Annotated in this window: 12 protein-coding genes; 11 read left to right on the top strand and 1 reads right to left on the bottom strand. The window is 69.3% G+C overall.

Features of this window, described 5'->3' with window-relative positions:
• Position 1: 1 nt before the first annotated feature.
• A complete protein-coding gene (locus ACIHA7_RS09250; protein WP_397287366.1) occupies positions 2-928 on the bottom strand; it encodes an ACP S-malonyltransferase in 927 nt (308 codons plus the stop codon).
• 174 nt (positions 929-1,102) lie between these two features.
• Between ACIHA7_RS09250 and ACIHA7_RS09245 the strand changes: the two genes are divergently transcribed.
• The 11 genes from ACIHA7_RS09245 (at position 1,103) to ACIHA7_RS09195 (ending at position 12,636) form a co-directional block, all read left to right on the top strand.
• Positions 1,103-2,116 carry an AfsA-related hotdog domain-containing protein gene (locus ACIHA7_RS09245; RefSeq protein ID WP_397287364.1) on the top strand — a complete coding sequence of 338 codons (1,014 nt, stop codon included), beginning with the start codon at positions 1,103-1,105 and terminating at the stop codon, positions 2,114-2,116.
• Between the two features lie 12 nt (positions 2,117-2,128).
• Positions 2,129-3,448: a protoporphyrinogen/coproporphyrinogen oxidase gene (locus ACIHA7_RS09240; RefSeq protein WP_397287362.1), complete on the top strand. Its 1,320-nt coding sequence runs from the start codon at positions 2,129-2,131 to the stop codon at positions 3,446-3,448.
• A complete protein-coding gene (locus tag ACIHA7_RS09235; RefSeq protein WP_397287360.1) occupies positions 3,436-4,566 on the top strand; it encodes an FAD-dependent oxidoreductase in 1,131 nt (376 codons plus the stop codon). The genes ACIHA7_RS09240 and ACIHA7_RS09235 overlap by 13 nt, the downstream gene beginning before the upstream one ends.
• A gap of 26 nt (positions 4,567-4,592) precedes the next feature.
• Complete coding sequence (locus tag ACIHA7_RS09230) at positions 4,593-5,216, top strand: SRPBCC family protein (RefSeq protein WP_397287358.1); 624 nt, start codon at positions 4,593-4,595, stop codon at positions 5,214-5,216.
• Positions 5,217-5,222: 6 nt separating this feature from the next.
• Positions 5,223-5,999 carry a class I SAM-dependent methyltransferase gene (locus tag ACIHA7_RS09225; RefSeq protein ID WP_397287356.1) on the top strand — a complete coding sequence of 259 codons (777 nt, stop codon included), beginning with the start codon at positions 5,223-5,225 and terminating at the stop codon, positions 5,997-5,999.
• Positions 6,000-6,127: 128 nt separating this feature from the next.
• Positions 6,128-7,495, top strand: coding sequence for an aspartate aminotransferase family protein (locus ACIHA7_RS09220; protein WP_397287354.1), 1,368 nt, complete (start codon positions 6,128-6,130; stop codon positions 7,493-7,495).
• A 63-nt stretch (positions 7,496-7,558) separates the two neighbouring features.
• Positions 7,559-8,215, top strand: a complete 657-nt coding sequence (locus tag ACIHA7_RS09215) for an acyl carrier protein (RefSeq protein ID WP_397288698.1) — start codon at positions 7,559-7,561, stop codon at positions 8,213-8,215.
• Positions 8,216-8,218: 3 nt separating this feature from the next.
• Complete coding sequence (locus ACIHA7_RS09210) at positions 8,219-9,547, top strand: beta-ketoacyl-[acyl-carrier-protein] synthase family protein (RefSeq protein WP_397287352.1); 1,329 nt, start codon at positions 8,219-8,221, stop codon at positions 9,545-9,547.
• Positions 9,540-10,850 carry a beta-ketoacyl-[acyl-carrier-protein] synthase family protein gene (locus tag ACIHA7_RS09205; RefSeq protein ID WP_397287350.1) on the top strand — a complete coding sequence of 437 codons (1,311 nt, stop codon included), beginning with the start codon at positions 9,540-9,542 and terminating at the stop codon, positions 10,848-10,850. The genes ACIHA7_RS09210 and ACIHA7_RS09205 overlap by 8 nt, the downstream gene beginning before the upstream one ends.
• Positions 10,850-11,338, top strand: coding sequence for a hypothetical protein (locus ACIHA7_RS09200; RefSeq protein ID WP_397287348.1), 489 nt, complete (start codon positions 10,850-10,852; stop codon positions 11,336-11,338). Before ACIHA7_RS09205 ends, ACIHA7_RS09200 begins: the two co-directional genes overlap by 1 nt.
• Positions 11,335-12,636 carry a beta-ketoacyl-[acyl-carrier-protein] synthase family protein gene (locus tag ACIHA7_RS09195; protein WP_397287346.1) on the top strand — a complete coding sequence of 434 codons (1,302 nt, stop codon included), beginning with the start codon at positions 11,335-11,337 and terminating at the stop codon, positions 12,634-12,636. Before ACIHA7_RS09200 ends, ACIHA7_RS09195 begins: the two co-directional genes overlap by 4 nt.
• The last annotated feature ends 16 nt before the right edge of the window (positions 12,637-12,652 follow it).

The raw sequence follows: 12,652 nt of genomic DNA, 5'->3' as shown, positions 1-12,652 counted from the left end.
CTCAGGGCCCGAGCTCTCCCGGATAACCGAAGTACCGTACGGTCGGCGCCGACTCACCCCGGCCGATGGATTTCGCGAGCACTCTGCTCGGCCCGACCTCCACCAGCCGCGCACACCCTAGTCGGGTGAGGGTCCGGATGACCTCGGTCCAGCGCACCGGCGCGGTGAGCTGCCGCTCGGCCAGGTCGCGCCACCGCGCGGCGGTATACAGTCCGGCATCCACATTGGCGACCACCGCCGTGTCGGTCGCACGGAACTCGATGTCGGCCAAGGCCGCACGCAGTCGCGGTGCCGCAGCCGCCATGAGCGGGGTGTGAAATGCGCCGTCGACGGCGATCCGCACCACCTTCAGCCGGGACTCCCGCGCCGCCCGCGCCACCGCCTCGACCCCATCGACCGTGCCGGACACCACCACCTGCCGCGGGCCGTTCACGTTGGCGACCCAAACCCGCATGCCCTCGGCACGTGCCGCGGCGGCGAACTGTTCGACGATCGCACCGCTCGCGCCGAGAATCGCCGCCATCGTCCCCGGCTGCTGCCCGGTGGCCGTCCGCATCGCCGCGCCACGGGCTGCGACCAACCGCGCACCGGCGCGCGCCGAGATTGCCCCCGCCGCCACCAACGCCGTGTACTCACCGAGACTGTGCCCGGCACACGCGCGCACCGGGCCGATCATGCGGTGCTCGACCAGATAGTCCATCGCCATCAACGACATCGTGAAGATCGACAACTGCGCCGCATCCGTGCTCCGCAAATGCTGTTCGCCCGTTCGCAAGACGAGCTCGGCGATGTCGTAGCCGGTCCATTCGGAGACGTCAGCGACGATCCGCCACTGCGCGGTGTCGCGCCACCGTTCGCCCATGGCGGGCCGCTGCGCGCCCTGGCCGGGAAAGACGACCGCACAGCCTGCGGACCGGGTATCGAGCACAGCACGAGCGTATCGACCACGGCGGCACCGGTAATCGGTCAGACGTTGAGCTCGCTTCATCGAACGCACGATGATCCGGGCTGGTCACGTCGATACGCTCGCGGTAGCTCGAAACGCGAAGCCCGGTGTGCGACACCGGCCGCGGCACGGACAGCGCCTCGACGAGAGGAAACCGTGAACGAAACAGCAGTGACCACCGGCCGCGCGCCGGACGGCACCCGGGCCGCCTTGGCGGCGTTGAGCTTCGAGCAGACGGTGCCACGCGCGTTGGTGCATCGCGCGGCTGTGAACGAGGTGTTCCTCACCGACGGTGCGGTCATCGGCAAACGCGAATGGGCCGTCGCGGCCATGCTTCCCCGCAGTCACATGCTGTTCAACGACGGCGGCAACCCCGAGTATCTGGACACGATCGCGATCATGGAGATCACCCGGCAGGTGACCGAGTATGTGGCGCACCGATTCGTCCATGTGCCGGACAACCAGTTCCTGGTCTTCCGCGACATGCGGATCGACGTCTTCGCGCCGGAGCGGTTACGCGCCGGACCCGCGCCCGCACGCGTGCTGACCATCGTCAATGCGCGCACCTCCGAGCGACTCGCGCAGCATCCGGTGAGCATCATCGTCGACGGCCACGAGTGCGGGCGGGCCGGTGGGCGGTGGCTGCCGTTGCCGCTGCACTATTACGAATACATTCGTGAGCGGGCGCGGCGGCAGACCCTGGCCCGCGGCCCGGAACCGGCGCGCCGGGTCGACCCCTCAGCGATGCTCGCACCGGAGCGCGTCGGCCGAGGACGGCCCCGAAATGTCTTGCTGGCCAACGGCATCGCGACCGAGGCCGACGCCATGGCGTTCCTGCTCGTCGTCGACCAGACCCATCCGGTGTTCTTCGACCATCCGATGGATCACGTTCCCGGCATGTTGCTGCTCGAGGCGGCCAGACAGGCGAGTATGGCGACGCTGTCCGAGCACCGGGGCACCGACCCGCGCCGGTGCCTGATCGTCGGCTGCGAGGTCGACTTCGGCAATTTCTGTGAGCCGGATCTGAGCACCGGTTGCCGTGCCACGATCGTCGGCTCAGGGGACCGAGGCCCGAGTCGGCGGCATCGGGTGCGCGTCACGTTCGAACAGGCGGGAGCGCAGCTCGGCGACATCACCTTCGAGGTGCTCGACCAATCCGATTCGGGCTGACGGGGGCGCCGGGTGAGGACACCGGAACGAGTCGCGGTGGTCGGGGCCGGGGTGTCCGGTATCGCCGCCGCCCTTGCGTTGCACCGCGCGGGCCGCACCGTCGAGATACTGGAACGCGCGGATCGGATCGGTGGCCGACTCGGCTTCGCCGAGCTGGACGGCGGCGAGGTGCTGCTCGGCGGCAAGAACATCGGGCGCGGCTACTCCCGATTCCGGGCCATGCTCGACTCGCTCGGCGGCACCGGTTACGAGCCCTTCGGCATCAATACGTCTCGGCTCGTCGCCGGCCGACTCGTCAGCCTGGACAGCGACCACCGGGCCGAGACGCTGCACGGCATTCTGCGGATGTGCGATTGGCGAGATCTGAGCACCCTCGACAGCCTGGCCCGCAAGGTGCGCTCCGCGGACTCGGCCCGGTTCCTCGGCTCCGAGCTGACCAGGAAGCTCGGCCGGCACGACGATCGGCCGCTGTCCGCGCATTTCGGCAAGCGCACCACCGCCCACTTCCTGCGGCCGATCACGGTCCGGATGAACGGCGCGGAGCCGGACGAGGCTTATTACGGCACCTTTCCCACCAATATGGGGATGCTGCTCGACAAGTTCGAGCAGCCGACGGTCGGGCTGTCCACCTTGCTCACCCGTATCACCGAGTTCGTCGAAATCCAGTATCGCACAACGGTTACCCGCATCACGCAGGCCGATGACGGCGTTGTGCTCGACCTCGTCGACGCGGCCGGTCGGCCGGGGCAGGCGCGGTACGACGCCGTCGTCGTCGGCACGCCCGCCTACGCCGCAGCGCCGCTACTCGACCCGCTGTCGGCGGCGCTCGCCGACCTACTGCGCTCGGTGCGGTACTACCCGGCCACCGTCGCGGTGGTGCGATACGTGCACAACGTCTTCGCCGCCGATGTCCGCGCCATCGCACTGGACGGCCAGCCGTGCAGCAACGCCGGGAGTTACGGCAAAGAGACGAGAAACATTGTCCGGTACACCTTCTCGGGCAGATACGGCCGATCGACCGATCCCACCGAAGCAACGGTCCTCGACCTCGTCACCGACGCCGAACAACAGCTGCGCACCCACCTGGGTACCGTGCGACAGCAGCGAACAGCCGCAGCCGTACGCCATTGGCCGCAGGCCTACTGTGGCTACCTACCGCACTACAGCGACTTCCTCGACACACTCACCGCGGCAGCCGCCGCACTCCCCCGTATCGCACTGGCGGGTGACTATCTACTCGGCACCTCACTGGAGGCCTGCTGCCGCTCCGGCGAACGTGCTGCCGCAGCACTGCTTTCGGTGCCGCGGGGAGCCACCCGGTGCGAATCCTGATCGTCGGCGGCGGGATCGCCGGGCTCACCCTCGCGGCCCGGCTGCGCCAACGCGGGCTGCGCCCCACCGTGATCGACACCATCAGCGGCTACGGCCGCGCCGCAACGGCGATCACGCTGTGGCCGACCGGCAGCCGGGTGCTGCACGGACTCGGCCTGTGGCACTCCTTCATCGACACCAGCGTGCCGCTGTGGCGGTATGTCGTGCACGACGGCCACGGCGAGGTCCTGCGCACCTTCGATCTGGACCGCCTCGCCGCGCGCAACGGGTTGCCGCGCGTGACCTTGCGCGCGGAGCTGCTGGCCATTCTGGAGTCGGCGAACGGCGGCACCCCGGTCGATCTGGAGACCGAGGTGCAGCGGATGCGTCAGATCGGGTCCACCGTACGGGTCAGGTTCGACGACGGCAGAGAACGCGACTTCGACCTGGTCGTCGGCGCGGACGGGCTCCGCTCGCGCACCAGGGAGCAAGCCGAGCTCGACACCGCCGAACGCCGGTTCGGCTGGCGGCTCTGGTGGTGGTGGGCGCAGCGCGGTGTCACTCCGCCGGGCGAGCTGCACGAAATGTGGGGGCTGCGGCGGATCATGTCCGCGTACCCGACCCAGGATCGGGTCGCCTGCTTCGCGGCGGTCGCCGGCTCGTTCGACAGCGCGAGCCCCTCGGCGGGCACCGGGCAGTGGCCACCGAGCGACCCGCGCCGCACCGACGAAGGCTGGATTCTGCGCACCCTGCCCGACGCCGACCGGGTCGACTGGCTTGACCTGGTGGAAGTCACTGTCCCCCAGTGGATCAGGGGCCGAATCGTGTTGCTCGGCGACGCCGCCGCCGGACTGGTGCCGACCACGGGGATCGGCGCGTCGCTCGCGATGGAGTCGGCGGCGGTGCTCGATGACGAACTGGTGCGCGTCGACACCGCGCACATCGACATCGCCCTCACCCGATTCGCCCGGCGTCGCATGCCACGGGTCGATGCCGAACAACAGCGGGCCAGGGTGTTCGGCGAGTTCATGATGCTCCGATCGCCGATCGCCCGGCACTGCCGCGACCTGGGACTGCGCTACTTCCCGACGCCGGTGATCTGCCGTGAACTCGACCGCTGGCACAACATCCCGATCTGAACCGCACCGAGCCGAGGGAGCAACCCATGACAACGACGCAGCTGGACGATATCCCCGGGCTCTTCCGGTGCGAGACCGTCCCGCGCACCGACGCCACCGCGCAGTTGCTCGCGCTGACGAAACAGTTGCGCGGTCGCGCCGAGGACGACGTGTACACCGTGCATCAGCACGTCGACTGTCCGCCCGAGGTGCTCTACGACTATCTGCTCGATATCCGCAGCGTCGAGGAGTTCACCTACAGCATGCGCGGTTTCCGGCCCGAGGGCACGGACGGCCGGTACGTCGGCGAGGACGCGACGGACCCGGCCACCAAGATCCACCTGCGCATCCACGGCAATGCCGAGGTCGGGACCGTCGACTACGAGTCGGCGTTCGATCAGGGCGACGATCTGTGGATGGTGTTCTGCGGCCGGGTCCTGTCCGCTCGCCGGGTGCAGAACCGCAGCGGAGCGCTGGTGTCGTGGACGATCTGGCGCCATCCGTACTACGCCAGGAATCCGTATCCGCACCTGTCACCCCGGCGTGGCCGCGTCTGGCCCGGGTCGTTCTGGCCGCTCTTCCACGCCTGCGACGTACTGGAGCTGCGCAATATGCAACAAATCCTCGAACACCGCCTGCGGGTAGGTTCGGCAACCGTCGGCGGGCGGTGAGCCGCCATGCCCGACGGCTACGGCACCGCAGCCGAGTTCTACGATATCGCCGCACAGCCCTATTGGAAGCCGCGAACCAGCGCGTTGACAGCGGCATTGGCCGCTGCGACACAGACGAACTCGCCGATCGTGGATATCGGGGCGGGCACCGGGCTCGTCGTCGAGATCGTCGGCGCCGCGCTCACCGACGTCCCGATCGTCGCGATCGAACCCTCGCCGGCCATGCGCGCCGCGCTGGCCAGCCGGGTCCTGACGAATCCGGCGCTCGCGCGGCGGGTGACCATCGAAGCGACGACTCTCGCGGACACGACCCTGCCCGACCGGCTCGGCGGCGTGGTCGCGTGCGGCGTGCTCGGGTACTTCACGCCGGACGAGCGGCGACGGCTGTGGCGTTTGCTCGCAGACCGCCTCGCCGCCGACTGCTGCGCGGTGGTGGATGCCGCGCCCTTTCCCGCGACCCGGGCGGTCCGGCCGATTCGGGTCGGCGTCGCGAGATTCGGTGTGCGATCCCACGAGATCTGGCTCTCCTCACATCCGGTCGACGGCCAAGGGCGGATCGAGTTGACGACGACGTGCCGGGTACTGCGGGACGGACAGACCGTCCGTGAGTCGGTCAGCACCCAGCAGTGGTTGGCCGTGGATATGCGGACCATCGCCGCCGAGGCCACCGCGGCGGGACTGCGCTGCCGCCGCGCCGGATGGGACCTCGCGACCCTGTCCGCCGCCCCGGCCGGGCCTCTCGATGCTCAGCGGAGCGCCGCGGCGAACTCCATCAAGCGTTGAGACAGGAGTGACCATTCGGCCGAGGAAACAGCCCCGTACCCAAGGATATCGTCGTTTCAGACGGGACCGGTTCTCTCCGAACCTCCGCCATCCCGGTCAGCTTCCGAAGTAGCGGCGCGAGGAGTGCCATGTCGAATCAGATTGCGTCGGAGCCGGATTCGATTTTCTGGCACGGATTCACCAATATGCGCGGCTTTCACCGGCGCGGCATCAGTATCGCCTCGGCCGAGGGCGTCTGGGTGGTGGACACCGCAGGCAACAGGTACCTCAACGCATTCGGCGGACTGTGCAATTTGAGCCTCGGCGGCGCGCATCCGGAGATCATCGAGGCCATCCGCGCGCAGGCGGGCAAGCTGCTGTACTTCCCCATCGAGCGCGCCACCCATCAGGCCGCCGACGAGTACGCCCGCCGACTGGCCGGGGTGACCCCGGAGGGTATGAACACCGTCTTCTACGCAACCACCGGTTCCGAGGCCAACGAGACCATCATCAAGATGATGCGCCAGTACCAACGACTGCGCTTCGGCGCGGACACCGGCAAACTCGGCGTCATCGCATTGGATCGGGCCTACCACGGCGTCACCTATGGCGCGCTGAGCGCCACCGGTTCCGCGTTCCGCCGGTTCCGGCAACAGTTCGAGCCGCTGACGCCGGGGTTCCACCACGCGCCGTCGCCGTACGCCTATCGCTGCGAATCCGGTTGCGCCGGAACGTGCTCGCTCGCGTGCGCCGACGCCGTCGAGACGATGGTCGAGCGGCTGGGTGCCGCGAACATCGCAGGCGTGCTCGTCGAACCCGCGCTCGGCGTCGGCGGTGCCATCGTGCCGACCCGCGAGTATCACGAGCGGCTGCGCCAGATCTGCGACAGCAACGACATCCTGCTCGGCTACGACGAGGTGATCACCGGTTTCGGCAGGCTCGGCGAATGGTTCGGCGCCGACTACTTCGGTGTGCGACCGGATTTCATGGCGCTGTCCAAAGGCATCAACAGCGGCTACCTACCGTTCGGCGCGGTCGTCGTGCACGACGCCGTGTACCGCGAATTCCTTTCGGCGGTAGATGGTTTCATCGCCACTGGGAGCACGACGAACGGCAACCCGCTGTGTTGCGCGTCGGCGCTGGCCACCCTCGACATCATGGAGCGCGACGGCATCGTCGATCAGGTGCGCCAGACCGGCAAATACCTGTTCGACAAGTTCGAGAACCTGCGCGAGCACGCGATCGTCGGCGACATCCGCGGCGCGGGACTACTGATGGGCATCGAGCTCGTCAAGGACCGGGCGACCAAAGAGCCTATCCCGCAACAGCAATGGCAGGTGATCGAGGACCGCCTCGCGCTGAGCGGGCTGATCATCGGCAGTCAGGGCGCGGAGGGGCTCGGCGGCACCATCGGCATCGTCCCGCCGCTCACCATCACCACCGACGAGGTCGACGAGCTCTATCGCCGCCTCGACGGCGTGCTCGCCCGCTATACCCGGCTCACCGCCAAGGACTGAACCCGTTATCGCAGAGACAAACCCACCAGGTACATCGATCCGAGGAGGAACGCCGTGGGATCCATGCTGAGTTCGGAGGAACTCTCCGATATCGTCCGCAGCGCGGTCGCGCTGGCGCTCGCCGTCGAACCGGACGACGTGACGTCGGACAAATTGCTGATCCCGGAGCTCGGCGCGGAGTCGATCGACTTCCTCGACATCACGTTCCGGCTCGAACAGTTCCTGCCCATCTCCGTGCCCCGCGACGACCTCAACGAACAGGCCGAGGACGTGTTCGGCGCGGGCGCAGCCGTCGACACCCTGCGCAGGCTGACGCCGCTGGGCGCCTATCTGGTCCGGGAACGGCTGCTCGGCGTCGACCTGAGCAAGGTCGAGCCAGGGATGCGGGTCGAGGACGTAGCCGCCCTGTGGACGGTGCGGACCTGGAGCGGGCTGTGCCGGCGGCTGCTCGATACCATCCCGGAAAAGTGCCAGATCTGTGGCGGCAACCGGAGCTTCGTGCGCAATGCGGACGGCGAGTTTCACGCCGAATGCGACAGTTGCGGAACCGAACTCACCGCGATACCCGGCGACGAGCTGAATCAGCGGTGGTTCGAGGAGATCCGGGAACTCGATGAGGTCGCGCGACTGGTCGAGCAGAGCCGCGCGCAAGCAGCGGAGGCCGAAGCCGCGACCACCCAGGCGAGCGCACCCGCACCGGCCAGCGCTGTCGCGGAGTGACCGATGCTCGGCGAGGCGCACACGCGACGGGTGGTCATCACGGCGGCGGAGATGGTGACGCCGCTCGGCTGGGATGCCGAGACGACCTTCCGCGGCTTCGTCGACGGTCGCTCCGGCATCGGCACCATCGCCCGATTCGACGCCTCCGGCCTCGGCTCCCAGGTCGGGGCCGAGGTCGCCGACGGATTTCTCGCCGCGGCGGAGTCGGCCGGCTATCTGGCGGACGCAGCGGAGCTGGCGAGAACGGCGCCGCGCGCGGTACAGCTCGGGCTCGCCGCGGGGACCGCCGCGAAACACCGTGCCGGACTCACCGATACGCCCCCCGAACGGCTCGGGGTGTGTGTCGGGACGTCCGGTCAGATGTATGACATCGACGCACTGGACGGCTTGCTGCGCAGCAGGGAATCCACCTCCGGCACAACGGGTCCCGGACGACGGTTCATCGGACTGCTCGCCGCACAACGCCACAGTATGCGCAAGAACGCCGCGGCCGCCGCGCTGGCAAATGTCTGCGGCGCGGCCGGGCCGACCATGACGGTGTCGGCGACCTGCGCCTCGGGCACCCAGGCAATCGGCGAGGCCACACTGTGGATCCGAGAGGGCGACGCCGACGCGGTACTGGCGGGTGGCTGCGACTCGCTGCTCACCTTCCTCGGTATCTCGTCGTTCGATCTGCTCACCGCGCTGGCCACCCGGTTCAACGACCGGCCTGCCGCGGCGAGCCGGCCGTTCGACCGCAGGCGATGTGGCTTCGTGATGGGCGAGGGCGCCGCCTTCGTGATGCTCGAGGAGCTCGAGCACGCGCTGCGGCGCGGCGCCGAACCGCTGGCCGAGGTGGCGGGGTACGGCGCATCCTGCGATGCCTACCGCATCACCGACAGCCCGCCGCACGGTGAGGGCGCCGTACTGGCGATGTCGGGCGCCCTCATCGACGGCGGGCTCCGGGCCGAGGACATCGACTACATCAGTGCGCACGGCACCTCGACGTTGATCAACGATCGCGCCGAAACCCGGTCCGTGCACAAGGTTTTCGGCGACCGGGCGAGCTCGATCCCGATCAGCTCGCAGAAGTCGATGATCGGTCACTCGATCGCCGCGGCGGGCGCCATCGAATGCGTCACCTGCCTGCACGTGCTGCGCACCGGCCTGGTGCCGCCGACCATCAACTACGAATTCCCGGACCCGGACTGCGATCTGGACTATGTGCCGAATACCAGTCGCGCGCAGCACGTTCGCCTCGCGATGAGCAACTCGTTCGGGTTCGGCGGACAGAACGCGAGCATCGTGCTGCGCCGCTGGCCCGGCCGGGCGGACGGCGCCGGTCATGGGTGAACGCGTGGTAGTCACCGGTGTCGGCGCGGTGTCGGCGCTCGGCAACGAGCCGCGTGCCCAGTGGACCGCGCTGCTGCGCGGCGCGTCCGGCGTCGGCGCCTTGCACGGTCTCGCCGAGGACATCGACCTCGGCGCCGATCGGCCGCTCGCCGCGGGCCGGGTGCACGGTATCGATCCGCGCGACTGGATCAGCGATCGCAAGGCCGCACGCGCCATGCGGCTGCACACGCACATGGCCTTCGCCGCGGCCGGGCAGGCCATGATGTCGGCGAAGATCCATCGGGGCAACCTGGACGCCGACGCGACCGGAATCACGCTCGGGGTCACCATGATCGACTACGACATCGCCGACTTGGAGCTCGCCGCCCGCCGCTCCCTGCACGATCCGATCGGCTTCGATATCGAACGGTTCTGCCGCACCGGATGGCGCGCCATCTCGCCCATGGTCTCGATCGTGATGCTCAACAACGCCACGCTCTGCCAGATCGCCATGCAGTACGGGCTGCACGGGCCGAATGCCTCGTTCAGCCCGTTCGGCGAGGCGGGCGGGCAGGCCATCGGCGCGGCGCTGCGGATGCTGCAAGAAGGCGACGCACAGGTGATGCTCGCGGGCGGGGTCAGTCCCCGTTTGAATCTTTCGGCGCTGCAACGCTTTCTCTACCTCGGCATCGTTGCCGACACCACCGATCCGGCCGCCGGGTCGTGCAGGCCGTTCGATCGGGACCGCACCGGTACCGTGCCCGGCGAGGGCGCCGCCGTGCTGGTGCTGGAGACCCTCCCGCACGCCAGGGACCGGGGTGCGCACATTCTCGCCGAGGTGCTCGGTCACGGTGCCGCCGTGGGTGTTCCGCCCGGCGGCGAACCACACCCACCCCGCGCGGCCGTCGAGCAGTCGTTCGCCGCCGCGCTCGACGATGCCGCGTTGACGCCGGACCGGCTCGCCGGTGTGTACGCCGACGCGCCAGGACTGCTTTCCGGCGATGCGGTGGAGGCGGCCGCGATCGGCGCGGTACTCGGCAGGCACGCCGGCGCTACCCCCGTGACGTCCACCAAGGGCGCCACCGGCCACCTGCTGGCCGCCGCGCTGCCGCTGCAGAGCGTCTTCGCGGTGCACAGTCTGGTCGACCGGTATCTGCCCGCGATCGCCAATCTTCGTCATCCCGAACCGGATTCCGGCATCGACCTGGTGAGCGGTGGACCGCGACGGATCAGTGCCGGGGACGCCGTCGCGTGCCTGGGCGCGGGGTTCCGCGGGCAGAGCGAGTGTGTTGTCTTCGGCGCGTTCGAGGCGAAGGGGGCCTGATGCGATTCCTGCTCTACGACCGCGTGCTCGAGGCAACCAAGGGCGAGTCCATGATCGCGGTCAAGCATGTGTCGCTCACCGAGGACCATCTAGGCGACGGCTACGCGGGCCGCAGGCTGCTCAGCGGTTCGCTGCTCATCGAGTCGATGGCCCAGGTCGCGGGCTGGCTGGTCCATTTCAGCACCGACTTCACCGTGTCGGCCTTTCTGTGCCTCATCGATCGGGCGGAGATCGTCGGCGAGCTCGCGCCGGGGCGCGCGATGCGGGTCGAGGCCCGCGTGCTCGGCCTGAGCAAGCGCTGGGCGCAACTGAGCTGCACCGCGTACGACGAGGGCGCGCTGGTGGCGCGGATCGCACGACTGAACTACGTGTTGCAGGACATCCACGACCCGGCCGAGGTTGCCGCGGAGGAGAACCGGTTCCGGTACTACTCCGGCTGGCCGCTCGACCGGATCCGGGCGGTACCGACCGAGCCGGTGATCCGGTGAACCGGGTGGTGGTGACCGGGCTCGGCGCGGTGACCCCGATCGGGCTCGGCCACCGCCGATTCTGGGAGAGTCTGGTCGCGGGCACCTCGGGTGAGGCACCGATCACGCTGTTCGATGCCGCCGCGCTGCCGACTCGAATCGCCGCCGAGGTAACCGATTTCGCGGTCGACGACTATTGGGACGGCCCCTTCCCCACCGAGCTCCGTGCCGACCGGCAGGCCGGCTTCGCTCTCGCGGCCTGCGCCATGGCGCTGGCCGACAGCGGCCTGACCCAGGGCGGCGGTCCGCTGACGGCAACCGCGGCCGACCGGGTCGGCCTGGTGCTCGGCGCGGGGCTCGGCCTCGTCCGAATGGCCGACATCGCCGGGCATCTCGACCACGACGGCCGGTTCCGGCTGCCCACTCCCCTGGCCGGTCGGTCGACGATCGATCCGGTCTCGCTGATCCGTGATCCCCAGGACCTGGTGATCGGGCTGCTGGCCGAGTACCTCGGCTGCACCGGGCCGACCACGGTGATCACCTCGGCCTGCGCGGCGGGCGCGCACGCCATCGGTACCGCGTTCCGGCTGCTGCGGCGCGACGGCCTCGATGTAGTGCTCTGCGGCGCAATGGATTCCATGATCAACCCGCTCGGCATGGCCGGGCTCGTCGCGCTCGGCGCACCGTCCACCGACAACCTGCCCGGCCGGACCGGGCGACCCTTCGACGCCACCCGGACCGGTTTCGTGGTCGGCGAGGGCGCGGGCATGGTCGTGCTGGAGACCGAGGCACACGCCCGGCGCCGGTCGGCGCCGTGGTACGCCGAGGTCGCCGGATTCGGCAGATCCCTCGACGCGCACCGTTTCACCGAACCGCATCCCGCGGGTGCTGGCGCCGCGCTGGCGATGCGCGCGGCCCTGGCCGACGCGCACGTGCGCCCGGAACAGGTCGGGCTGGTCAATGCCCACGGCACCGCGACCGTCCTCAACGACCGGGTGGAGACCACCGCCATCAAACAGGTCTTCGGCAGCGCCGCCACCCGACTCACGGTCACCGCGAACAAATCGATGACCGGGCACCTCATCGCCGCCTGCGGTGCCGTGGAGTTCATCAGCACCGTGTTGAGCGTGCGCACCGCCACCGTGCCGCCCACGGTGAACTATCGCCACCGCGACGCCGAGTGCGACCTCGACTATGTGCCCGGCGCGGCGCGGCGGCTGCCGGTGCAAGTGGCACTGACCAACTCGTTCGGCCTCGGCGGACAGAACGGCAGCCTGGTGGTGCGCCGCGCCGACGACGACGCGATGGCACCAGTCTGAGGATGGGATCGGCGCA

Source organism: Nocardia sp. NPDC052316 (assembly GCF_044547795.1).
Taxonomy (GTDB): domain Bacteria; phylum Actinomycetota; class Actinomycetes; order Mycobacteriales; family Mycobacteriaceae; genus Nocardia.
This window is presented reverse-complemented; position numbering and strand designations above follow the sequence as displayed.